Consider the following 22784-nt stretch of genomic DNA (forward strand, 5'->3'; position numbering starts at 1 on the left):
TTCCTCAAGTCATCGGACTTGGCGTGAGGGGAGAAATCTCTATAATGCGGCGCGAGTTTTGGCAAGCAAAGAGGGTAGTATGAGACGGAGTAGAAATGAAGTCGCACGCTGGCGCATGTCGCGTCAAATTCAGCGCCGCCGCGCGCGCTGGCTGGAAGGTCAGGGCAGACGTTATGGGCGTATGCACGCTATCCGCCATCAGCTGAGCCAGCAGCAGCGCCGTTCTATTCTGTTTATTACCCAACAGGTTTAAGCCAGTTAATAAAATACCCGGTCTGACGCCGGGTATTTTTTTACCGCTTTTCAGGGCGTTATGGCTCAGGCTCCCGGCATCCATGCGCCGCTGGCGATAAACCAGACCAGCAGCGTGGCGCCCGCTATGCCGACCGCAGCCGGGAAAAGATAGCCAATTTTCATCAGATTTCCGGAAACGGGATTAAAAGGTTCGTTTAAAGGGCTTAACTGCGACCTGCTTATAAACGCCAGCGGCGATATAAGGATCGTCCTGCGCCCAAGACTGCGCCTCTTCCAGCGACGGAAATTCGGCGATAATGGTGGAGCCGGAAAAGCCCGCCGCGCCGGGTTCATTGCTGTCAACCGCCGGCATCGGCCCGGCGACGATCAGACGACCCTCATCCTGCAACAGCTGCAAACGCGCCACGTGCGCGGGCCGCACCGACTGACGCTTTTCCAGTGAATCCGCGTTATCTTCTGCATAAATTACGTAGAGCACGTTAACTCCTGTCGATCGCTAATAGTTGGCGATCACGTTAAGTCATCGTTGAATTTTCTGCAAATGAAAGATGCCTGGGCGGTCATCATCCGTTTTCTGACAAAATCCTGTCGGAAAGGAGGCGAGTTGTTGAAACTGATTGCTATTTGCATTTAAACTTACGCCTCAACTTTTATCGCAGAAAGATTATGACGACGCTGACAGAAACTTCTCTTCCTCGCCGAATTTCGCTCCCGACCTTACTCTCTGTAGGGCTGCACGCCGTGGCGATCGGCGGGATACTGTATGCCTCTTTTCACCAAAGAGTGGAAGTGCCGAAAGCGTCACAGCCGATCAGCGTCTCTCTGGTCGCGCCGGAAGTGCAGCCTGAGCCACAGGCCGTAGCGCAACCCGCGCCGGAGCCGGTGGCGCAACCAGAGCCGGAACCGGAACCCGTTCCGGCGCCTGAGCCGCCGAAGGCAGAGCCGGTGCCGATTCCAAAACCCGTGCCGAAGCCAAAGCCCAAACCTAAGCCGAAAAAGGAAGTGGTCAAGCCGAAGAAAGAGGTGAAGCCTCGCGAGGAACCGCGTCAGGCCGCGCCGCTGAATAACGATCGCACGGCGACGGCCGCAAAATCTTCCACCGCGCCAAAAACCTCTTCCGCGCCGTCAACAGCTGTGTCAACAGGGCCGAAAGCGCTGAGCATAGGTAAGCCGGGCTATCCTGCTCGTGCGCAGGCTTTACGCATTGAAGGCCACGTTCGTATTCAGTTTGATATCGACGCCACAGGCAAGGTGGATAATCTGCGCATTATCGAAGCTGAACCGCGCAATATGTTTGAACGCGAGGTAAAAACCGCCGTGCGCAAATGGCGATACGAGGCGGGCAAGCCAGGGAAGCATTTGAAGATGAACATCGTCTTTAAAATCAATGGCGGCAGCAGCATCGAATAAAAAAACGGGAGCGATTATGCTCCCGTTTGTCTGCCTGCTTAGGCTTCGCTGAAATGACTTTTCTCTGGCGGAAGCGGGCGCGCTTTGCCTTCGCTGTCCACGGCAACGTAGATAAAGACCGCTTCCGTAGTGCAGTAGCGCTGGCCAATCGGCTCTGAAGAAACCTTTTTAATCCAGACTTCCACATTAATCGTGATTGAGCTGCTGCCGGTGCGAATACAGCGAGCGTGACAGCTGACCACGTCGCCAACCGCGACCGGTTTCAGAAAGGTCATGCCGTCCACTCTGACCGTTACCACACGGCCGCCGGCGATCTCTTTCGCCAGAATGGCGCCACCCATATCCATTTGCGACATCAGCCAGCCGCCGAAAATATCGCCGTTGGCGTTGGTATCCGCAGGCATAGCCAGAGTACGCAGCACCATCTCGCCCTGCGGGAGGCGTTGTTCATCGCTCATTGTTTTGCTTCCAGAATAAAAAGGTCATGATCGTATCGGGCGCTGAATTATTTCTCTTCCTGCGGCATCAGGCGATAGATATAGACGCCGCTAAGCAGGGTAAACACCAGCGTCAGGCCGGTCAGGCCGAACACCTTAAAGTTAACCCAGATATCCTGCGGCAGCCAAAACGCAACATAAATATTGGCCAGGCCGCAGGCAAGAAAGAAGATCGCCCAGGCAACGTTCAGCCGGCGCCAGGCGGCTCCCGGCAGCGTCAGCTCTTTGCCCAACATGCTCTGGATTAGCGTCTGCTTCATCCAGAACTGGCTGTAGAGCAGCGCCGCAGCGAACAGCGTGTAGATTACCGTGACTTTCCATTTGATAAATTCATCGTTATGGAAAACCAGCGTCAGCGTGCCGAAAACGGCCACCAGCACAAAAGTGACGATAGTCATCTTCTCCAGCTTGCGGTACAGCAGCCAGCTGGCGACCATTGCCAGCGCGGTGGCGACGATCAGCGCGCCGGAAGCGACGAAAATATCGTACAGCTTGTAGAAAACGAAAAAGACCACGAGAGGAAGGAAATCGAGTAACTGCTTCATAAAGGCTTCCGGTTATCAGAACAAAATATCGGCTGCGCGCCGACAGGGCGCGCAGCGGCTGATTAACGTAACAGCATATACAGGCGGCTAAGATAGATGATCAGCAGCGCCGAAACGATATTGCTCAGCGCGTTCAGCAGCACGGAGGTGACATTGGCGGGCAGGACGGTCAGCGAAGAAGCCATCAGCACCACCAGCAGTTTAGCCAGTAACCAAACCACGATAGCGGGCGCCACGACTTTGACGTGTCCCCAGACCAGCCGCGCACTGGCGCGCATTGAGGCGAAAATGCCGACTTTTTCCGAGGTGAGAATCATCGGCGACAGCGACAGAACAATCGCGAAAATAATGCCGGGCGCCATCAGCGCCATAAAGCCTAGCTGGATAATCAGCGTCAGGAAAAACACCAGCGGCAGCAGACGCAGCAGCAGCGGCGCGGAAACGCCGATAGCGCGCAGGGCGCTCACGCGTTCGCCTGCGGAAACCATCGGGATCAGGCTGAGCATCGCACCAAGCAGCAGCGTATTGCCGACCAGCGAAGCCAGCGTGCCGGCGGCGGAAGCGTGCAGCAGGACCTGCTGCTGTTCCGGCGTCATGGTGCGGATCCACTCCATCAGGCTCATGGAGCCGCTATTGCCGTCTGCCAGCGCAGAGATATCGGGCGTCAGCGCATGGCCGATCAGCACCGTAATAAAAGAGGTCAACAGCGCGATCAGAACGATAGTCATGAACTGATGGCGAAAGAAATTTCCCGTGTCACGGTATAACGAAGCCGCCGTGAATGACATGTACACTCCTTGAGAGCCGAATTTAGCGATCCGGCGATTGTACATGGTCTTAAGCCAACCTGGCACCCTGGCTTACACAACTTTCGCTTTGCCCGCTGGTCGCTTTGCACCGGTCGTTACGGCAGTGGTCGACCCATACTCTTTTTTGTGTAAAAAAAACGCAGCAGATCAATTTTAATCGTTATTTTTCTTAATGAAATAATTACTAAATTGATTTAGATCAAGTTTAAGTCAACTTACGCTTTTTCCCGTTCCGGTTTAGATGATCTTTATGAATATAAAGGTAAAATCAACGCGTTAAAAATATTGTTAACAATTTTGCGCATCTTTCTGTGGACAAAGGAGTGGTTATGAAAATTTCAGTATTGGCCTTGCTGGTTGCGGCCTGCGCGCCAGTTGTCGCTTCAGCTCATCAGGCCGGCGATTTTTTTATGCGCGCGGGATCCGCGACCGTTCGCCCAACCGGCGGCTCGGATAACGTATTAGGGTTAGGCGAATTCGACGTCAGCAATAACACACAGCTGGGGCTGACCTTTACCTATATGCTGACCGATCACGTCGGCGTTGAGCTGCTTGGCGCCACGCCGTTTCGTCATAAAGTCGGCCTGGCTTCTACCGGCACGCTGGCTACCGTACGTCAGCTGCCGCCAACGCTGATGGCGCAGTGGTACTTTATGGGTAACAACAGCAAGCTACAGCCTTATGCCGGCATTGGCGTCAATTACACCATGTTTTACGATACCGATTTCAATCAGACCGGGCGCGACGCCGGCCTGAGCAACCTGAGCGTGAAAAACAGCTGGGGCGTGGCGGGTCAGGTGGGGCTGGACTATCAGCTGACGCCGGAGTGGATGCTGAACGCCTCGCTGTGGTACATGGATATCAATACCAAAGTGCGCTTCGATGCCGCGGGTGCAGGTCGCCAGAGCATCGACACCCATATTAATCCATTCGTCTTCTTCTTCGGCGCAGGCTACCGCTTCTGATAGCCAGAATCCGGACAGCAAAAAGGCGCATCATCTGCGCCTTTTTGTCGGTAAAACAGCGGGCGTTATTTAATCTGCATATTATTCACTACCGACTTCACGCCTTTCACGCTGCGGGTCACCTGCACGGCACGGCTCGCCATCTGCGCGGAGCTGACAAAACCACTCAGCTGCACACGACCTTTAAAGGTTTCTACGTTGATTTCACGCGATTTCAGCGCTTCGTCATTCAGCAGCTGTGTTTTAACCTTCGTGGTAATAACGGTGTCATCAATATAGCCGCCAGTACCTTCCTGCTTCGCCGTCGGCGCGCACGCGCTGACTGACACAGCCACAACGGCTGCGATAACCATACCCGCCAGCATTTTAAACAGCTTCATGATCGATCTCCCTGTGATTTGCAAATGGCCTGAGCCGTGATTACAGATTCGCTCTGTAAAAGAAGCGTAGCTTTAGGCGGTGAATTTGCCACAAAGAGGCTGAAAAAGAGCAGCTTACTTATTTCGACGTGCGTCCAAAGCGCACGGGATCAGGCACCGGCCCTGACGCCGCGCTTTAGCGACAGCCCATAGCCAATAAGGGCACAGGCGGCGATCAGCCAGGGAATTAGCTTAACGCCTTCAGCATCGCTGCCGCTCAGCGATTGCAGGTTATTAATCACTAAAATAATAGTCACGCCCATGCAAAACATGGAGGCCAGCGGCGCCCAGAATACCCGGAACTGGCTGCTGCACGCCTGCTGGCGGCGGAAGAAAAAGATAACCGCGGCGGAAACGCCCAGCTGCAGAATCAAAATGCACAGCGTGGCAACAGCGGAGCCGATGGCGAAAATATGTGTCATCGGATCCAGCCCGGCGCTGCCCAGGCCTGCCAGCAGCAGAAGCGTAATGACGCTGTGAAGATGACTGGCATTATGCGGCGTGCCGTTGGTAGGATGGGTTTTACACAGCTCTTTCCAGATAAGCCCGTCGCGACTGATGCTGAAGAGATAGCGTGAAATATTGTTGTGAAAAGCCAGCGTCGCGGCAAACAGGCTGGTGATCAGCAACACGGACATCGTTTCCACCGCCCATTGACCGACATATTGACGGGTGAGGGTAAAGACGAAATTACCAGGATCTGCGCTGGCGATAGCCACAATGCGATCGAAACCGTATGCCTGCACCAGCGCCCAGCTGGTAAAGCAGAAAAAGCCGGCGATCAGCAGCAGCGCGCAGATCGTGGCGCGAGGTACGGTCTTATGCGGATCGCGGCACTCCTCAGCATAGATGGCGGTAGACTCAAAGCCGATAAAAGCGGCGATAGTAAAAATAAAAGCGATGCCGAGGTTGCCCTGCGTAAACAGCGCGGGATCGAAAGAGTGAAAATTATAGGGGCCAGCTTTTTTAATCAGCAGCATGACGTCCGTCAACAGCACGATGGCTACCTCCGCCACCATCAGCACGCCAAGCACTTTGCCGCCAACCTCGACGCGTTTAATACTCAGTATCCAGGCGGCCAGCGCAAACAGCATGCTCAGCGCCCACCAGGGCACAGCAACCTGCAGATGCGCCGTAAGGAAAAGCTGCGTAAAAAAACCGAGCATTGCAATAATCGCGATCTGGATCGCAAAGTAGGCCGTCAGCGCCACCACGGAGGCCGATGCGCCCCAGTTTTCGCCCAGTCCGGCGGAAATATAGGTATAGAAAGCGCCAGCGTTGCTGACGTAGCGGCTCATGGCGATAAATCCCACCGCAAACAGCAGCAGGATGGCGCAGCTCAACAGATAAAATACGGGGATACCGCCGCCGTTGCCGGAAATAATCGCCACCGGCAGACCGCCGACCACGCCGGTAAGCGGCGAAGCGGCGGCGACCACGAAGAAGATCAGAGAAAACAAGCCCAGACTATTTTTACGCAAACCGGTTTCATCATTCATCGCCAGCACCTTACCAGAAGAGTGAAGAAGCTCGGGGGAGAGCCCGAGCGGGTAGCGGCATCATTTCCCGGCGGGGCGACGGCGGATAGAAAAAATCGGACAGGGCAGCGGTGCAGCGGTGCACCGCGCTGGTGCTCAGTGATAGCGCAGCCGATGGGACCAGGCGTCATGGGCGAGGCGCCGCTGGAAGTCACAGGGCGTGGTGCTGACAAAACGTTTGAACTCCCGCAGAAAATGGGACTGATCGCTAAAGCCCAAATCGAAAGCCAGATCGCTGGAAGAGCAGCCGCTGCGGTGCATGGCGCCAAGCGCGGACTGGCAGCGCAGGATCCGGCTGAAAGCCTTCGGCGAAAGCCCGGTATCCTGGCGAAACTGCCGCTGAAGGGTGCGGCAGGTATAGCCGGTCAGCGCCGCCAGCTGGTCGACGCGAATATTGCCTTTGCGCTGCCGCATGGCGTGGATCGACAGCTGTGTCGCCGGCGAGGCTTTTCGCGCCAGCCGCATGGTAAAAGCGGCGTTAAACAGCGCGATCCGGCGAGGAAAAGTCTCCGCCTGCACAATCTGCTCGAAGGCCAGCCGGGCTCCGGGCACGGCCTCCAGAAAGCTGAATTCCCGATCGGGGATCTCTTCAGCCATAACATCGAGAAAATCAGGCACGACGCCCGGCGCGAAGCGCACGCCGAAATAGTGATGATTGTGCAGCATATCCGCGCCGCGCGCTTCCAGCGTGGTGCCGCAGACACGCGCCCGAGGGTTAAGCGGATCGCAGTCAAACACGATATCCACGCAGCCGTCAGGAATGGCCAGCGTCATCTCGGCGGAAGAGGCCACTTCAAAGCTGTAAAAGTGTGAAATCGCCGGATTTTCTGAAGCGATAAGCGAGTAGTGCTTCGCCGCGTTAAGCACAAACCAGGGCTGTTCCGGCTGCAAACGGGTTATTTCAGACATAGCGGGCTCCGCAAACCAATCAGGATGAAAAGGGCAATGCAAAGCCTGTGCCACGGCGCGTGTCGCAAATCTTCAATACAGCCAACTGCGGCGCGGGCTATTTCTGTTAGCGACGGCGCGGGCTGACGCTTTAGCGCTTCTCCTGATAACTGAAAGGGGCATCACGATGACTGAGAACACCCGGATCGATTTTCTCTATCTTTCCGAGCCGGACATGATCCGCGCTGGCGTAACCGATATGGCCGCCTGCGTCGACACGATGGAGGAGATGTTTGGCCTGCTCTGGCACGGTGATTACCGTATGGCAGGCGCCAATAACGACTCGCACGGCGCGATGGTGACCTTCCCGGAAAACTCGCCGTTCCCGGCCATGCCCAAACCCACCGCCGATCGTCGGCTGATGGCAATGCCCGCTTACCTTGGCGGCAGCTTTCGCACGGCGGGCGTGAAGTGGTACGGCTCCAATATCGCCAATCGCGAAAAAGGCCTGCCGCGCTCCATTTTGATGTTCACGCTCAACGATGCCGACAGCGGCGCGCCGCTGGCCCATATGTCCGCCAATCTCCTTTCGGCCTACCGCACGGGCGCGGTGCCTGGCGTGGGTGCCCGTCATCTGGCGCGCAAGGATTCGCGCGTGGTTGGCCTGTTGGGGCCGGGCGTCATGGGCAAAACGGCGCTGGCGGCTTTTATGGCCGTCTGCCCGCAAATCGATACGCTTCAGGTAAAAGGACGCGGCCAGCGTAGCCTGGACCAGTTTCTGACCTGGGTGCAGGAAACTCTGCCGCAAATCACACGCATCAGGGTTGTGGAAAGTCTGGAAGAGGTGGTGCGCGGCGCCGATATCGTCACCTATTGCAGCTCTGGCGAAGTGGGCGATCCGCAGGCTTATCCGCTGGTAAAACGCGAATGGGTGAAGCCCGGCGCTTTTCTGGCTATGCCAGCGGCATGCAGCCTCGACGCGGGAATGGAGCGGAACGACGTGCGCAAGGTGCTGGATAACACAGGCCTTTATCAGGCGTGGTTCGAGGAAGTGCCTAAACCGGCCCACCGCACTATTCCGGTTATTGGCGTGCGCTTTATGGACATGGTCGCCGAAGGCAAACTTGCGGCGAGCCAGCTGGAGGATATCGGCAAAATCGTGGCGGGTGAGGCACCGGGTCGTCAACATGACGATGAAATCATCATTATGTCTGTCGGCGGCATGCCGGTGGAAGACGTCGCCTGGGGCACCGTGATTTATCGCAACGCGCTGAAACAAGGCATTGGGCTGAACCTTAATCTGTGGGAAGCACCCGCGCTTAGCTAGTCAACTGCACAAGGAAAAGAGATGACCACTTTGATCAAGGTAAAAACCGGCTCGCCTTTTGAAGAGCAGGCCAGCTACTCGCGGCTGGTGGCGATCGACAACTGGATTTTTGTTTCGAACACCGCAGGCCGTAATCCGCAGACAAAGGCCATTCCGGGAGATCTTCGTGAGCAGATGCTACAGGTCTTCAGCAATATTGCCGCAGCGCTGGCCGCCGTCGACGCCTCGCTGCAGGACGTGGTGTGCTCGCGTGTTTTTATCCAGTCGCCTGAGGATGTGCCGACGGTGATGGCGATTATCGGCGAAAAGTTTCGCGGCGTGGATCCGGCTTCTACCGTCACCTGTCCGCCGCTTGGCTCTATGGCCTACAAGGTGGAACTGGAAGTGACGGCCTACCGCGGCGCAGGCAAAGCCGAAGTGCAAACCCTTAACGTTGCGCTATAGTCCGGGAGCAAAAGATGGCACCAGTTATTACAGCGGTTCACACGTCAGCAGAGAGGCCGTCGGCCACCACGGTGGTGATTATCGGCGGCGGGATTGTCGGGCTGACCGCCGCCTTGACGCTGGCGGAACGCAATATTCCGGTCGTGCTGCTGGAAAAAGGCCGACTCGCGGGCGAGCAATCTTCACGCAACCTCGGTTGGGTCAGGAAGACCAGCCGCGCGGCCGAGGATCTTCCGCTGGCCCAGGCAGCGGATCGGCTATGGGCGGGCATGGCCAGGCGGGTCGGTAGCGAGGTTGGCTATCGACAGGCTGGCATCATGTTCGTCGCCCGCAGCGAGGCGCAGATGGCGCAGCATGAAAGCTGGCTGAACGGCGTCAGCGCGAGCGGACTGGATACGCGCCTGCTGAGTCATACCGAAATCGGCCGTCTGGCGCCGGGCGGAGAAGGAAAGTGGGCAGGCGGCATCTATACGCCATCGGATGGCCGCGCCGAGCCGACGCTTGCCGCCAGCGCCATTGCCAAAGCCGCAATAGCGAAAGGCGCGGTGATTATTGAACGGTGCGCGGTGCGAGGCGTAACGACCCGCAATGGCAGAATCGACGGCGTGGTGACCGAATGCGGCGAAATTCGCTGCGAACAGGTGCTGCTGGCGGCGGGCGCCTGGTCGCGCCGTTTTCTGGGAAACCTGAATATAAAGCTGCCAACGCTGCCGCTGATTTGCTCGGTGCTGCGCACCAAACCGATGAACGGGCCGACGGAGGTCGCCGTGGGCGCGCCGGATTTTTCGTTCCGCAAGCATCAGGACGGCGGCTTTATCGTCACGCAGCGGGGCGCGCTGGACGCGCCGCTGACGCTGGATCATCTGCTAATTGGCGCAGGCTATTTGCCGCAGCTGCGCCACGCGCGCGACAACCTGCGAATCTCGATAGGCCGCTATTTTATACAGGATCTGGCGCTATCCCGGCGCTGGCGGACAACGCAGAAAACGCCCTTTGAACGCGTGCGCACGCTCGATCCGCAAGCCAACCCGACGCTGAACAACGAGGCGCTCGGCAACCTGCGCGCCGCCTGGCCCGTCTTTAATCAGGCGGAAGTGGCGGAAGCCTGGGCGGGCATTATTGACGTTACACCGGACTCGATGCCGGTTATCGGGCCGGTTGAAGCGCTGCCGGGCCTGATGCTGGCGACGGGATTTTCCGGACATGGTTTCGGCACTTCGCCCGCGGCTGGCGAACTGGCGGCGGATCTGCTTTGCGGTAGCACGCCGCTTGTCGATCCGACCCCCTGGCGATTTTCGCGTTTTTAGAACCCTGCCGGAACGGCAGGGCTTCAGGATGGAGAATTAACGCGTGGCGGCCTTCAGCTTCGCCACGAAAGCTTCCAGCTCGGCCAGCATAGTGGCCGGTTCATTATGGTGGCGCTCAATGATTTTCACGATAGCGGAGCCGGAAATTGCGCCGGCTGCGCCAGCCGCCAGCGCTTCTTTCACCTGGGCTGGTTCCGAGATGCCAAAGCCCTGCAGCGACGGTACGGCGTGATATTCGGTCAGCTTTTCGACCAGATGCTGCAGCGAGTGGCTGACGCCGCGGCTTTCCGTGCCGGTCACGCCTGCGCGGGAAAGCAGATAGATATAGCCGCGCCCGTGCGAGGCCAGCTCACGGAGCAGATCGTCGCTGGCGTTAGGCGGACAGATAAAAATCGGCGCGACGTTATGACGCATCGCCGACTGGCGGAACGGAGCGGACTCTTCCACCGGCACGTCCGCTACCAGGACAGAATCGACGCCCGCTTCCTGACAGCGCGCGTAGAAGTCATCGATGCCGTTGGAAAAGACCAGATTGGCGTACATCAACAGGCCGATCGGGATTTCCGGGTACTTCTGGCGCACGGCGGCCAGCAGCTCGAAGCAGTGCGCGGGCGTTACGCCAGCGGCAAAGGCGCGCAGCGTGGCGTTCTGAATGGTCGGGCCATCCGCCAGCGGATCGGAGAAAGGAATACCTAACTCCAGCGCGTCGGCACCGCCCGCGATCAGCGCATCAATAATCTGCAGGGAAAGCTCCGGCGTGGGATCGCCCAGCGTAACGAAAGGAACAAAAGCGCCTTCGTTACGCGCTTTCAGGCGCTGAAAAAGCTGGTCATAGCGTTCCATCAGATCTCTCCCTTAGCTGTCAGAATATCGTGAACGGTAAAAATATCTTTATCGCCGCGGCCGGAAAGGTTGACCACCAGCAGCTGCTCTTTATCCGGCGCGGCGCGCATCATTTTCAGCGCGTGTGCCAGCGCGTGGGAGGATTCCAGCGCGGGAATAATGCCTTCGCTGCGGCAGAGCGTTTTAAAGGCTTCCATCGCTTCGTCATCGGTGATGGAAACATAGTCGGCGCGGCCGATGCTGTTAAGGTGCGCATGCTGCGGCCCCACTGAAGGGAAATCCAGCCCGGCGGAAATTGAGTAGGACTCCTCGATCTGACCGTCTTCCGTCTGCATCATCGGCGCTTTCATACCGAAGTAGATGCCGACGCGACCATGTTTAAGCGGCGCGCCGTGCTCGCCGGTTTCAATGCCGTGCCCGGCAGGCTCGACGCCGATCAGACCCACGGAGGCTTCATCAATAAAGTCGGCGAACATGCCGATGGCGTTGGAGCCGCCGCCCACGCAGGCGATAACGGCGTCCGGCAGACGACCTTCCTGCTCCTGAATCTGCACTTTAGTCTCTTCGCCGATCATGCGCTGGAACTCACGCACTATGGTCGGGAAAGGATGCGGGCCTGCAGCCGTGCCCAACATATAGTGGGCGTTCTCGTAGCTGCCTGACCAGTCGCGCAGCGCCTCGTTACAGGCATCTTTCAGCGTGGCGGAGCCGCTGTGCACGGGAATCACTTCCGCGCCCATCAGCTTCATACGGAAAACGTTCGGCGACTGGCGCTCAATATCCTTTGCGCCCATATAGATGCGGCACTTCAGGCCGAGCAGGGCGCTGGCGAGCGCCGAAGCGACGCCGTGCTGGCCCGCGCCGGTTTCCGCGATGATTTCAGTTTTGCCCATACGCTTAGCCAGCAGCGCCTGGCCCAGCACCTGGTTGGTTTTGTGCGCGCCGCCGTGCAGCAGATCCTCACGCTTGAGATAGAGTTTGGTTTTGGTGCCTTTAGTGAGGTTTTTGCACAGCGTCAGCGCCGTAGGACGGCCAGCGTAGTTTTTCAGCAGGCCGATAAACTCCGCCTGGAATTCGGGATCGCGCTGGGCGCTGACGAAAGCTTCTTCCAGCTGCTGCAGCGCAGGCATCAGGATCTGCGGCACATACATACCGCCAAATTCGCCAAAATAGGGATTCAATAAGGTCATATCGCTTCTCTTTTCGCAATTGCGCCGCCGCGGCGACGCCAGAAGATCAGTAGGCTCTCAGGGTACGGAACACTGAGGCAATCTTGTCCGCGTCTTTCACGCCGGGCGCGCTTTCCACGCCGGAATTAAAGTCCAGACCGGCGCAGCCGAGCTGAGCGGCGCTGACGCAGTTGTCGGCGCCCAGGCCGCCTGCCAGCAGGACATTATCCAGCTGTTGGTCTTTCAGCAGCGACCAGTCAAACTGGACACCGCTGCCACCGTTGCCGCTGTCGAAGACATAGCGATCGACATGTGGCCAGTCGCGCGCGGGCAGCGCGGATTGAATGCTGAACGCCTTCCAGATTTTCACTTCCTCAGGCAGCTGGCGGCGTAACTCAGCTACATACTCTTTATCTTCGTCGCCGTGCAGCTGAACGGCATAAAGCCCCAGCTTATTACTAAGCGTGACAACGTCACTGATGGCGCTGTTGCGGAACACGCCAACATACTTTAGCGCAGCACCGGCCATTACCACTTTTGCCTGTTCAGCGCTGACTTTACGCGGCGAACCTTCGGCGAATATCAGCCCGCCGTAAACTGCGCCTGCCAGCAACGCGCTCTGCGCATCTTCGGCGCGGGTTAGTCCGCACACCTTGTTATCGCCAATCACCACGCGGCGTACGGCGGCGGAAAGATCCGCTTCCGACATCAGCGCGGAACCAATCAGAAAGCCGTTGGCGAAATGGCTCAGCTCGCGCACCTGGGCGTAGCTGTTGATGCCGGACTCGCTGATGACCGTTACGCCATGCGCCACCTTCGGCGCCAGGCGACGAGTGCGGTCGAGATCGATAGAGAGATCGCGCAGATCGCGGTTATTGATACCGATCACCTTCGCGCCCAGCGCGGTGGCGCGCTCCAGCTCTTCATCGCTGATCACTTCAGTCAGCACGCCCATATTCAGGCTGTGCGCTACCGCGGCCAGCTGGCGATACTGCTCGTCGTTCACCACCGAAAGCATCAGCAGGATAGCGTCCGCCTGATAGTAGCGCGCCAGATAGATCTGATAGGGATCGATAATAAAATCTTTGCACAGCACAGGCTGGGTAATGGCCGCGCTGACGATGGGCAGGAAATCGAAGCTGCCCTGAAAATATTTCTCATCGGTTAACACCGATACGGCGGAAGCGTGATCTTTATAGACGCCTGCGATGGTAGCCGGATCGAAATCTTCCCGAATCAGCCCTTTGGAGGGCGAAGCCTTTTTGCATTCCAGAATAAATACGGTTCTGGCGCCCGACAGCGCGTGATAAAAGCTGCGGCTGGCCGGCTCGATCTGGTTCTGAAACGAAGCCAGCGGCTGCTGCTGCTGACGTTCTGCCAGCCAGATCGCCTTGTCCTCAACGATTTTGCTCAGTACGGTTTCCATATTATCCTCTTGCTGCCAGCGCAACGACGCGCTCATAAGCCTGGCCGCTGCGGATGGCGTTCAGCGCCGTTTGGGCGTTCTCGCGTAAATCCTCATGGCCGAAAATCTTCAGCAGCAGCGCGACGTTAACGGCGACTGCCTCTTCGTGCGCCTGCTCGCCTTTACCCTGGAGCAATCGCGTCAGAATGTCACGGTTTTCTTCCGGCGAGCCGCCCGCCAGGGCTTCCTGAGGATGGAAGCTCAGACCGAAATCCTCCGGCGTCAGCTGATAGCTGGTAATTTCACCGTCCCGCAGCTCCGCCACATGCGTCGCGCTGTGCAGCGCCACCTCATCCATTCCGCCGCCATGCACTACCGCCGCGCGCTGGTAGCCCAGTACTTTCAGCGTCTGCGCAATCGGCAGCACCAGCTCAGGGCTGTAAACGCCAATCACCGCCAGCGGCGGCCGCGCCGGGTTGATCAGCGGGCCGAGCACGTTAAACAGCGTGCGGGTTTTCAGCTGCTGACGAACAGGCATCGCGTGACGAAAACCGGTATGGTACTGCGGCGCAAACAGGAAGCAGACGTTGAGATCGTCCAGCGCCTGGCGTGCCTCTTCAGCGGGCATATCCAGATTGATGCCAAAAGCTGCCAGCAGATCGGACGAACCGGATTTACTGGAAACGCTGCGGTTGCCGTGCTTGGCGACTTTCAGTCCGCAGGCCGCCGCCACAAAGGCGCTGGCGGTGGAAATATTGATGCTGTTGCTGCCGTCGCCGCCGGTGCCCACGATATCGGCAAAGGCATAGTCGGGGCGCGGAAAAGGTTTGGCGTCCGCCAGCAGCGCCGTCGCGGCGCCGGCAATCTCTTCAGGGCGTTCGCCGCGGATCTTCATGGCGATCAGCGCGCCCGCCAGCTGCGTCGGTTCCAGCTGGCCGGTAACGATAGCGGAGAAAAGCTGATGGCTCTCTTCGCGGCTCAGGGTCTGTGCCTGGTAAAGTTTTTCCAGTATAGCGTTCATGATGCTCTCCTTATTTCGCCAGTGCCCAGGCCAGAGTTTGTTCGAGCAGGCGCGCGCCCTGCGTGGTCAGAATCGATTCCGGATGAAACTGGTAGCCGCAGACGCGGTCGGCGTCGTGACGCACCGCCATGACCATGCCGTTAAAAGTGGCATTAACCGTCAGATCGGCGGGTACGTTGCTGCCGACCAGCGAGTGATAGCGCGCAACGGGCAGCGGATTGCTCAGACCTTCGAACATGCCGCTTTCATCGTGGGTAATGGCAGAGGCTTTACCATGCAGGATTTCGCCTGCCTGGCCGACGTGGCCGCCATAGGCTTCAACAATCGCCTGATGGCCCAGGCAGATGCCGATAATCGGCAGCTTGCCGCGCAGGCGCTGCAGCAGTTCCGGCATACAGCCCGCATCTTTCGGCGCGCCCGGGCCAGGCGACAGCAGCAGTACCGGGTTCGCCATCTCCTGCAGACGAGCGATCAGCGTGTCCGCAGGTACGTTGTTGCGATAGATCACCACGTTGTGGCCGAAAGCGCGCAACTGGTCGACGAGGTTGTAAGTAAAAGAGTCGATATTGTCGAGCAGCAGAATATCAGCCATCAGAAAATCTCCTTGCAGTGATGAGCAGTGGCGATGGCGCGCAGCACCGCGCGGGCTTTATTGCGGCTCTCATCGGCTTCCGCCTGCGGGTTGGAATCCAGCACCACGCCGGCGCCAGCCTGAACCGTAGCAACGCCGTCCTCAACGTAAGCCGAACGGATCACGATACAGGTATCCAGATCGCCGCTGGCGGTAAAGTAACCGACCGCGCCGCCGTAGCTGCCGCGACGCGTCCCTTCCGCTTCGGCAATCAGCCGCATGGCGCGGACTTTTGGCGCGCCGCTCAGCGTGCCCATATTCATACAGGCGCGATAGGCGTGCAGCACATCCAGATCCTCACGCAGTTTGCCGACCACCCGCGAAACCAGGTGCATCACAAAAGAGTAGCGATCCACTTTGGTTAAATCGGCAACGTAGCGGCTGCCCGGCTCGCAGATGCGTGCCAGATCGTTGCGCGCCAGATCGACCAGCATCAGATGTTCCGCCAACTCTTTATGATCGGTACGCATCTCCAGCTCAATGCGGCTGTCCAGATCGCGATCCAGCGAGCCATCGGCGTGACGACCGCGCGGGCGAGTACCGGCAATCGGGTAGATTTCAATCTGGCGGCTGGCGGCGGAATATTTCAGCGAGCTCTCCGGCGAGGCGCCGAACAGGCTGAAATCCTGATCCTGCATAAAGAACATATAGGGGCTTGGATTGCTGTTCTTTAAGGTGTCGTAAGCGGCCAGCGGCGACGGGCAGGGCAGCGAAAAACGGCGCGACGGCACTACCTGAAAAATTTCGCCGCTGCGAATGGCCGCCTGCATCTCACGCACCACAGCGCAATACTCTTCGTCGCTCTGGCTGACCGCCAGCGACATCGTTTCCAGCGGCTGCACCGGAATAGCTGGCGCAGGCTGCAGCATCTGGCTGTGCAGCTGCTCGATACGGCGCTGCAGGCGCAAAAATTCGCCGGGAGCCGCAGTAAACAGGCTGGCCTGCAGGCGCGCGCGCTGGCTCTGATGGTCGATCACCAGTAGGGTTTCGGCCAGATAGAAACAGTAATCGGGGCAGCGCTGATCCTGGGAGAGCTGCGGTAAATCTTCAAATCCGGCCACCAGATCGTAAGCGAACAGGCCGCCAAGCAGCATCGCTTCGCGCTCGTCCGCCGGGCTTTTCAACAGATGCGGGATCAGGCGCAGCGCGTCGAAGACCGACAGCGTCTTCAGGCGAGAATCTTCATCCTGTACCGCGGCTTCCTGCGGGAATTGCAGCTCACGGCCATCGGGGCGTACGGTATTGATAACCGTATCGGGCAGCGCGGCGTCCAGCAGCGGCAGCAGCGCGCGGCCATTTTCCGACAGCGCCTGAATAGTCACGGTATCGTTCAGCGCTTTGATTCGCAGCGCGCTGTCGATAACCAACAGGCTTTTCAGATTGCGCTTGCTGTCGATATCCGCTGATTCCAGCAGCAGCGTCGCGGGACGAGCGCCGCAAAGCTGATGAAAAAGGGCCGCCGGATCCTCACGGTAAGGCGCGTCGCCGGTAATCAACTTCACTGTAGACGGATTTTGCATAAGGTCGGTTCTCGAAATTAGCTAAAAAAAAAGCCCGCTTGCGGCGGGCCTGGGTAGCGTTACAGCGATTGCTGCGTGCACGACTCCTTCGCCCGTTCAGGGAGAAGTACGCCACCAGCCGTTCGTTGCCATTTTGATTGTCATTTTCCGCTACCTCAGTGAGTGAACTTGCGTACTAGTTAACGGGTTCGCCGCGAAAAAGTCAATACTCTTTTTCTCTTAACTTCGATTACAGGTATCATGCTGCGACCTTTTTAGCGCTTTCCGGAGTCGTTTTGTCTGCAACCCCATCCACTTCCTGGCCCATCTACGATTTACACAGCCATACCCGCGCTTCGGATGGCCTGCTGACGCCAGAGGAGCTGGTGCTCAGAGCCGTGCAGCATCGCGTCGGCGTACTCGCCATCACCGACCACGATTCGGTCGACGGCATCGATCCCGCACGCGAAGCGATTATCCGGCATCAGCTGCCTTTGCGGCTGATTGCCGGCGTGGAAGTCTCTTCGCTGTGGGAAAATCATGAAATTCACATTGTTGGCCTGGGCGTGGATAATCAGCATCCGGTTCTGACGCAGTTTCTGCAGGAGCAGAGCGATCGCCGTATGGCTCGCGCGCAGCTGATCGCCGAACGGCTGGAGAAAGCGCGCATTCCCGGCGCGCTGGAAGGCGCGCTGGCGCTGGCAGAGGGCGGCGCGATCACGCGCGGCCACTTCGCTCGCTTTCTGATTGCTCAGGGCAAAGCCGATAATATGGCGCAGGTGTTTAAAAATTATCTGGCGCGTGGCAAAACCGGCTACGTGCCGCCGCAGTGGTGTACAATTAAACAAGCCATTGATGCCATTCATCATTCCGGTGGTCGCGCCGTGCTGGCCCATCCAGGCCGCTACGGGCTTTCCGCCAAATGGCTGAAGCGTTTGATCGCCCACTTTAAAGAAGAAGGTGGCGACGCAATGGAGGTCGCACAGTGTCAGCAGGCGCCCAATGAACGGACGCAGCTGGCGCGTTACGCGCAGGATTACCAGCTGGCCGCGTCGCAGGGCTCCGATTTCCACCAGCCCTGCGCCTGGATAGAGCTGGGAAAAAAGCTATGGCTTCCGGCAGGTGTGGAAGCCGTCTGGCTGCGCTTCCCTGAAATTTAATCCGGTCGCCCGTCGCGCGACGGATAAGAGGTTACTAATGAGTCAGTTTTTTTATATACACCCGGAAAACCCGCAGCCACGCCTGATCAAGCAGGCCGTCGAGCTGCTGAATAAAGGCGCCGTTATCGTCTATCCTACCGACTCCGGCTACGCGCTGGGCTGCAGGCTGGAGGATAAAAACGCCATGGAACGCATCTGCCGCATCAGGCAGCTCGACAGCGACCATAATTTTACGCTGGTCTGCCGCGATCTCTCGGAGCTCTCCACCTACGCTTACGTGGATAACACCGCGTTCCGCCTGATGAAAAACAATACGCCTGGCAGCTATACCTTTATTCTGAAAGCGACTAAAGAAGTGCCGCGTCGTCTGATGAACGACAAGCGTAAGACGATTGGCCTGCGCGTGCCTTCCAATCCGGTGGCGCTGGCGCTGCTGGAAGCGCTGAACGAGCCGTTGATGTCCACCTCGCTGATGCTGCCCGGCAACGACTTTACCGAGTCGGATCCGGAAGCGATTCAGGAAGAGATCGGCAAACAGGTCGATTTAATTTTGAATGGCGGCTACCTGGGACAGCAGCCTACAACGGTGATCGATTTAACCGAAAATACGCCGCAGGTAGTACGCGAAGGCGTGGGCGACGTTAAACCTTTTCTCTAAAAATGCGCGGCTCGCCGATATATGGGCGAGCCTTAAATAAACATTTATTTTTCGCCTGAGTGTTTTCTTAAGGTAAAACTAATATTCAATCAGGACGTGGTTTTTTGTAGCCACTCTTTAAAGTCCTGGTAAGGAATATAGAGCGAAACATCTTTTAACGGTACGCCAGCTTTGTGGCGTTTAATTTCGTTAGTAAAGCCAACAATAACACCGCCGATAGTGTCGTCACCGTTATACACCGCGCCGCCCGACATGCCTTTCACCACGCCCGCGTTGGACGCCATCGCCACGCAGGGGCGTTTGTTCCACTCATTGCGAATGCCGGTTAGCGCCAGGTTGATACCGGAAGATTCTACCGGCATGGCGGTAATAAAGCTGTAGCCGTACATTTTCACCGGTGCGCCAATGTCGCCTTCGCGGAATTTCGGCAGGGTTTTAATATCGTTTTTATGATAGATAATCGCCAGATCGCAGTAAGGATGGTAAGCCTTAACGCGCTGCACGGAGAGTTTCGCCACGTGGGCGGCGGTGAGGCTATACTCCGGCGTGATCGGAATGCTGGTGCCCAGCGAGCCGATGCCCAGAACGGTAGGGATGCCGGTAAAGTTCATATCGACACGTTTCAGGGCTTCGCTGCTGTACTCATATTTGCCTACAGAGCAGCCGGTCAGCGTCAGCAAAGCCAACGCCGCTAAAGGCATTATTCTTTTCATGATAGTTACACTTTGTCGGACACGTCAGAAAATCCCTGGTGAAGATTGATGACGTGTAAGGCCGATGCCGATTAAAACCGGCGTTATTCAGGGAGTCGTGCTCCCCATGTTTTTAAACTAATGTTTACTGCAAAAATAATTTCTGACTTAACTTAAATTTAGTTATGACTGTTTAACAGTTCATTTGGCAGGCTCTTTGTTGGCCTGAATGAATTCTACACAATCAGATTAATCTGGCAAATAGATAAACAGAGAAAAAATAATGAAAGGCGGAAATTAAGTGAACTAACTCAATCTGGAAAATTGTTCAGCTTGTTATTTAAGGGTTCATTTTGTCCTTTCACCGTAAATTTGAGTTAGCGTGCGATTAGTCACTGCCTTTTTGCAAAAGTCTGGTTTTAACATTTGGAAAACATTTTGCTTAAAGGATTCAACTTCTGTCGCGGGCAGAATTTTGCCTTATTCAGGGTTAACCCCGCGGGCGGCGCAGTATCGGCAATAATAATCTTAACTTTAATTTCCCTTAAATTATTATATTATTATTTAATAGTACGGTAACATTTGCCTTAATTGTCACTGGCGTCGCGTGGAAGAAATTGGCTTAGGAAGCGTGCTTTGGTAAGCGCGGGAAATGATTGGTCGACAGAGGCGACGGCCCGCATTCCCGCTTTTTGCTTAACAACACTTTTCCCCGTTCATTGGCCCGGTAGCGTTATCAATAGTAGATAACTTAGTGTAGAATGCGCTTCCCCTGAAAATGGGGCGGGCATCGCGCGCATGAAGTTGCAAAAACCCGCCTCCTGAGTAATGGCCCATTCATTTAATGACGCCTGGGAAGGCGACAAAGAGGCAGCGCCATGAGCGAAAAATTACAGAAAGTCTTAGCGCGCGCCGGGCACGGTTCCCGCCGCGAAATTGAAAGCATGATTTCTGCCGGACGCGTCAGCGTGGACGGCAAAATGGCCACGCTGGGCGACCGCGTAGAGCCGAGCAAAGCACTGAAAATCCGTATCGACGGCCACCTGGTGTCGGTAGCGGAATCCACCACCGAAGTTTGCCGCGTGCTGGCTTATTACAAGCCCGAAGGCGAACTTTGCACCCGTAACGATCCCGAAGGTCGTCCGACCGTATTCGACCGTCTGCCTAAGCTGCGCGGCGCACGCTGGATCGCCGTTGGGCGTCTGGATGTGAACACTTGCGGCCTGCTGCTGTTTACCACCGATGGCGAGCTGGCTAACCGCCTGATGCACCCGAGCCGTGAAGTGGAAAGGGAATATGCAGTGCGTGTCTTTGGGCAGGTAGATGACGAGAAACTCAAACAGCTGAGCCGTGGCGTGCAGCTGGAAGATGGCCCGGCGTCATTTAAAACGCTAAAGTTCACCGGCGGCGAGGGTATCAACCAGTGGTACAGCGTAACGCTGACCGAGGGACGCAACCGTGAAGTGCGCCGTCTGTGGGAGTCCGTTGGCGTACAGGTCAGTCGTCTGATCCGTACCCGCTACGGCGACATCACGCTGCCGAAAGGCCTGCCGCGCGGCGGCTGGACGGAGCTGGAGCTGGGGCCGACCAACTATCTGCGCGAGCTGGTTGGACTGCCGCCGGAAACCACCAGCAAAGTCGCGCTGGAGAAAGATCGCCGTCGCACCAAGGCGAACCAGATCCGTCGCGCCGTCAAGCGCCACACTCAGGTCAGCGGCAATCGCCGCCCGGCCAGCAAACGTTAATCAGTAAGGGCGAAGCGATTCGCCCTTTTTTACGTTCATTTACCAGTCGATACCCTGTTGCGCCTGAATGCCCGCGTCAAAAGCATGCTTGTGCGGACGCATTTCGGTAACGGTATCCGCCAGATCCAGCAGCTCGCGATGGCAGCCGCGTCCGGTGATAATCACGCTCTGATGAGGCGGACGATGGCGCAGCGCCGCGACCACTTCCTCCAGCGGCAGATAGTCAAAACTCACCATATAGGTCAGCTCATCCAGCACCACCAGATCCAGCGTCGGATCGGCCAGCATCCGTTTGCCGTGCTGCCAGACTTCAAGACAGGCCACCGTATCGGTTTCGCGATTTTGCGTATCCCAGGTAAAACCTGTCGCCATCACCTGAAACTCCACGCCATGCGGCTCCAGTAGATTACGCTCGCCGTTAGGCCATTCGCCTTTGATAAACTGGATCACGCCCACGCGCTTTTGATGGCCTACCGCGCGCGCGGCCGTACCGAAAGCGGCGGTAGTTTTGCCTTTGCCGTTGCCGGTAAAGACCATCAGAATGCCGCGCGTTTCGGTCGCTGCGGCAATGCGGGCATCCACTTTCTCTTTCAGCTTTTGCTGACGTTGCTGGTGGCGATCGGCGCTCATTATTCCGCTGGCCCCGCTTTACGTCCCGGCTGGGCGTCAAAGCTGTGACCCGTTTCCCGACAGTCGGCGCCCATTGCATACAGATAGACAGGCATGATATCCGCCGGCGTCTTCAGCTTGTCGGCGTTTTCCTGAGGAAAAGCGCTGGCGCGCATTTTGGTGCGCGTGCCGCCGGGATTGATGCAGTTAACGCGCAGCCGATCGCGATACTCTTCGGCGAACACCTGCATCATGCCTTCGGTGGCGAATTTGGAAACCGAGTAAGCGCCCCAGCCCGCGCGGCCCTGACGGCCAACGCTGGAAGAGGTGAAGACCAGCGATCCGTCCGACGACTTCAGCAGCAGCGGCAGCAGCGCCTGGGTAAGGAAAAAGGTAGCGTCAACGTTGACGCGCATCACCTGCTGCCAGACGGCGGGATCCTGCTGCGCCATCGGCACCACGTCGCCCAGCAGCCCGGCGTTATGCAGGACGCCGTCCAGCCGATCGATATGTTGGGCAAGCTCATCGGCCAGCTGGCGGCAGGCTTCCGGCGTGGCGCTGTCCAAATCCAGCGTAAAGGCGAGCGGGGCAGTTTGGCCGCCTGCGGCGATCTCATCCGCGACGGTTTGCAGCTTTTGTGCGTTACGCCCCAGCAGGATCACCTGAGCGCCATAGCGGGCATAGGTGACAGCAGCCTCGCGACCAATGCCGTCGCTGGCGCCGGTGACGAGAATAATACGATCGTTCAGCAAATTGCTGGCAGGTTGATAATCCATTGATACGCCTCTGGTGATGCTTAAATGCGAAAGGGCGACAGGGTAACGCCGCTAATCCGTTGACCGCAACAGCAAATCGTTTTTCTGCCTGGCGTCCGCACGATATTATCGTCTTGCCGGTAGCGGTTCCGGGCGACGACGGTCGCCGACTCGGCTACACTGGTCACTGATT

At 57.5% G+C, this 22784-nt stretch carries 24 protein-coding genes, 1 pseudogene and 1 other annotated feature; of the genes and pseudogenes, 9 read left to right on the top strand and 16 right to left on the bottom strand.

Annotated elements, in window-relative coordinates:
• Nucleotides 1-79: 79 nt before the first annotated feature.
• Nucleotides 80-253: a YciY family protein gene (locus tag MKZ79_RS03640; RefSeq protein WP_336140231.1), complete on the top strand. Its 174-nt coding sequence runs from the start codon at nucleotides 80-82 to the stop codon at nucleotides 251-253.
• 65 nt (nucleotides 254-318) lie between these two features.
• On the opposite strand, the gene MKZ79_RS03645 is transcribed toward MKZ79_RS03640, so the two are convergent.
• Together MKZ79_RS03645 and MKZ79_RS03650 are read right to left on the bottom strand one after the other, a co-directional pair.
• Complete coding sequence (locus tag MKZ79_RS03645; RefSeq protein ID WP_336140232.1) at nucleotides 319-417, bottom strand: YoaK family small membrane protein; 99 nt, start codon at nucleotides 415-417, stop codon at nucleotides 319-321.
• Between the two features lie 19 nt (nucleotides 418-436).
• The gene (locus tag MKZ79_RS03650) at nucleotides 437-733 is read right to left on the bottom strand and encodes a YciI family protein (protein ID WP_336140233.1); all 297 of its coding nucleotides are present in this window, start codon (nucleotides 731-733) and stop codon (nucleotides 437-439) included.
• A 188-nt stretch (nucleotides 734-921) separates the two neighbouring features.
• Here MKZ79_RS03650 and tonB point away from each other — a divergent pair, with 188 nt between their 5' ends.
• A complete protein-coding gene (tonB, locus tag MKZ79_RS03655; protein WP_336140234.1) occupies nucleotides 922-1665 on the top strand; it encodes a TonB system transport protein TonB in 744 nt (247 codons plus the stop codon).
• A gap of 38 nt (nucleotides 1666-1703) precedes the next feature.
• On the opposite strand, the gene yciA is transcribed toward tonB, so the two are convergent.
• From yciA to MKZ79_RS03670, 3 genes are all read right to left on the bottom strand, one after another.
• The gene (gene yciA, locus MKZ79_RS03660) at nucleotides 1704-2123 is read right to left on the bottom strand and encodes an acyl-CoA thioester hydrolase YciA (protein WP_336140235.1); all 420 of its coding nucleotides are present in this window, start codon (nucleotides 2121-2123) and stop codon (nucleotides 1704-1706) included.
• Nucleotides 2124-2170: 47 nt separating this feature from the next.
• Nucleotides 2171-2707, bottom strand: coding sequence for a septation protein A (locus MKZ79_RS03665; RefSeq protein WP_336140236.1), 537 nt, complete (start codon nucleotides 2705-2707; stop codon nucleotides 2171-2173).
• Between the two features lie 62 nt (nucleotides 2708-2769).
• Entirely contained in the window at nucleotides 2770-3495 is a 726-nt protein-coding gene (locus MKZ79_RS03670) for a YciC family protein (protein ID WP_336140237.1), read from the bottom strand.
• 350 nt (nucleotides 3496-3845) lie between these two features.
• On the opposite strand from MKZ79_RS03670, the gene ompW reads away from it, so the two are divergent.
• Nucleotides 3846-4481 (top strand): outer membrane protein OmpW, encoded by a 636-nt coding sequence (ompW, locus tag MKZ79_RS03675; protein ID WP_336140239.1) that lies wholly within the window; start codon nucleotides 3846-3848, stop codon nucleotides 4479-4481.
• Between the two features lie 65 nt (nucleotides 4482-4546).
• Here the strand turns inward: ompW and MKZ79_RS03680 are convergent, their stop codons facing one another.
• The 3 genes from MKZ79_RS03680 to MKZ79_RS03690 all read right to left on the bottom strand — a co-directional run bounded on the left by MKZ79_RS03680 (nucleotide 4547) and on the right by MKZ79_RS03690 (nucleotide 7347).
• Complete coding sequence (locus tag MKZ79_RS03680) at nucleotides 4547-4861, bottom strand: BON domain-containing protein (RefSeq protein ID WP_336140240.1); 315 nt, start codon at nucleotides 4859-4861, stop codon at nucleotides 4547-4549.
• 149 nt (nucleotides 4862-5010) lie between these two features.
• Nucleotides 5011-6399: an APC family permease gene (locus tag MKZ79_RS03685; protein WP_336140241.1), complete on the bottom strand. Its 1389-nt coding sequence runs from the start codon at nucleotides 6397-6399 to the stop codon at nucleotides 5011-5013.
• Nucleotides 6400-6534: 135 nt separating this feature from the next.
• Nucleotides 6535-7347, bottom strand: coding sequence for an AraC family transcriptional regulator (locus MKZ79_RS03690; protein WP_336140242.1), 813 nt, complete (start codon nucleotides 7345-7347; stop codon nucleotides 6535-6537).
• Between the two features lie 166 nt (nucleotides 7348-7513).
• Between MKZ79_RS03690 and MKZ79_RS03695 the strand changes: the two genes are divergently transcribed.
• From MKZ79_RS03695 to MKZ79_RS03705, 3 genes are read left to right on the top strand one after another with little or no spacing between them, the layout of a single operon-like run.
• Nucleotides 7514-8653, top strand: coding sequence for a tyramine oxidase subunit B (locus tag MKZ79_RS03695; protein ID WP_336140243.1), 1140 nt, complete (start codon nucleotides 7514-7516; stop codon nucleotides 8651-8653).
• Between the two features lie 21 nt (nucleotides 8654-8674).
• A complete protein-coding gene (locus tag MKZ79_RS03700) occupies nucleotides 8675-9097 on the top strand; it encodes a Rid family hydrolase (protein ID WP_336140244.1) in 423 nt (140 codons plus the stop codon).
• 14 nt (nucleotides 9098-9111) lie between these two features.
• On the top strand, nucleotides 9112-10404 hold the full coding sequence (locus tag MKZ79_RS03705; protein WP_336140245.1) for an NAD(P)/FAD-dependent oxidoreductase: 1293 nt from the start codon (nucleotides 9112-9114) through the stop codon (nucleotides 10402-10404).
• A gap of 36 nt (nucleotides 10405-10440) precedes the next feature.
• On the opposite strand, the gene trpA is transcribed toward MKZ79_RS03705, so the two are convergent.
• The 5 genes and pseudogenes from trpA to MKZ79_RS03730 form a co-directional block, all read right to left on the bottom strand.
• Nucleotides 10441-11247, bottom strand: a complete 807-nt coding sequence (gene trpA / locus MKZ79_RS03710) for a tryptophan synthase subunit alpha (protein WP_336140246.1) — start codon at nucleotides 11245-11247, stop codon at nucleotides 10441-10443.
• Nucleotides 11247-12437 carry a tryptophan synthase subunit beta gene (trpB, locus tag MKZ79_RS03715; protein WP_336140247.1) on the bottom strand — a complete coding sequence of 397 codons (1191 nt, stop codon included), beginning with the start codon at nucleotides 12435-12437 and terminating at the stop codon, nucleotides 11247-11249. Before trpB ends, trpA begins: the two co-directional genes overlap by 1 nt.
• A gap of 46 nt (nucleotides 12438-12483) precedes the next feature.
• Nucleotides 12484-13842 carry a bifunctional indole-3-glycerol-phosphate synthase TrpC/phosphoribosylanthranilate isomerase TrpF gene (gene trpCF, locus MKZ79_RS03720; RefSeq protein ID WP_336140248.1) on the bottom strand — a complete coding sequence of 453 codons (1359 nt, stop codon included), beginning with the start codon at nucleotides 13840-13842 and terminating at the stop codon, nucleotides 12484-12486.
• Between the two features lies 1 nt (nucleotide 13843).
• A pseudogene (gene trpD, locus MKZ79_RS03725) lies at nucleotides 13844-15434 on the bottom strand (bifunctional anthranilate synthase glutamate amidotransferase component TrpG/anthranilate phosphoribosyltransferase TrpD).
• Complete coding sequence (locus MKZ79_RS03730) at nucleotides 15434-16993, bottom strand: anthranilate synthase component 1 (protein ID WP_336140249.1); 1560 nt, start codon at nucleotides 16991-16993, stop codon at nucleotides 15434-15436. The pseudogene trpD and the gene MKZ79_RS03730 overlap by 1 nt, the downstream one beginning before the upstream one ends.
• Before the next feature lie 24 nt (nucleotides 16994-17017).
• Nucleotides 17018-17116, bottom strand: a sequence feature (Trp leader region).
• Nucleotides 17117-17268: 152 nt separating this feature from the next.
• On the opposite strand from MKZ79_RS03730, the gene rnm reads away from it, so the two are divergent.
• Both rnm and MKZ79_RS03740 read left to right on the top strand, forming a co-directional pair.
• Nucleotides 17269-18132 carry an RNase RNM gene (gene rnm / locus MKZ79_RS03735; protein WP_336140250.1) on the top strand — a complete coding sequence of 288 codons (864 nt, stop codon included), beginning with the start codon at nucleotides 17269-17271 and terminating at the stop codon, nucleotides 18130-18132.
• A 37-nt stretch (nucleotides 18133-18169) separates the two neighbouring features.
• Complete coding sequence (locus MKZ79_RS03740; RefSeq protein ID WP_336140251.1) at nucleotides 18170-18790, top strand: L-threonylcarbamoyladenylate synthase; 621 nt, start codon at nucleotides 18170-18172, stop codon at nucleotides 18788-18790.
• Nucleotides 18791-18879: 89 nt separating this feature from the next.
• Here MKZ79_RS03740 and MKZ79_RS03745 read toward each other — a convergent pair whose 3' ends face one another.
• Entirely contained in the window at nucleotides 18880-19503 is a 624-nt protein-coding gene (locus tag MKZ79_RS03745) for a serine protease (RefSeq protein WP_336140253.1), read from the bottom strand.
• Between the two features lie 857 nt (nucleotides 19504-20360).
• On the opposite strand from MKZ79_RS03745, the gene rluB reads away from it, so the two are divergent.
• Nucleotides 20361-21227: a 23S rRNA pseudouridine(2605) synthase RluB gene (rluB, locus tag MKZ79_RS03750; protein ID WP_336140254.1), complete on the top strand. Its 867-nt coding sequence runs from the start codon at nucleotides 20361-20363 to the stop codon at nucleotides 21225-21227.
• Nucleotides 21228-21266: 39 nt separating this feature from the next.
• On the opposite strand, the gene cobO is transcribed toward rluB, so the two are convergent.
• Both cobO and MKZ79_RS03760 read right to left on the bottom strand, forming a co-directional pair.
• Complete coding sequence (gene cobO / locus MKZ79_RS03755; protein WP_336140255.1) at nucleotides 21267-21857, bottom strand: cob(I)yrinic acid a,c-diamide adenosyltransferase; 591 nt, start codon at nucleotides 21855-21857, stop codon at nucleotides 21267-21269.
• Complete coding sequence (locus MKZ79_RS03760) at nucleotides 21857-22612, bottom strand: YciK family oxidoreductase (RefSeq protein WP_336140256.1); 756 nt, start codon at nucleotides 22610-22612, stop codon at nucleotides 21857-21859. Before MKZ79_RS03760 ends, cobO begins: the two co-directional genes overlap by 1 nt.
• Nucleotides 22613-22784: the final 172 nt, after the last annotated feature.

It is taken from the genome of Erwinia sp. CGal63, assembly GCF_037026505.1.
GTDB lineage: Bacteria > Pseudomonadota > Gammaproteobacteria > Enterobacterales > Enterobacteriaceae > Erwinia.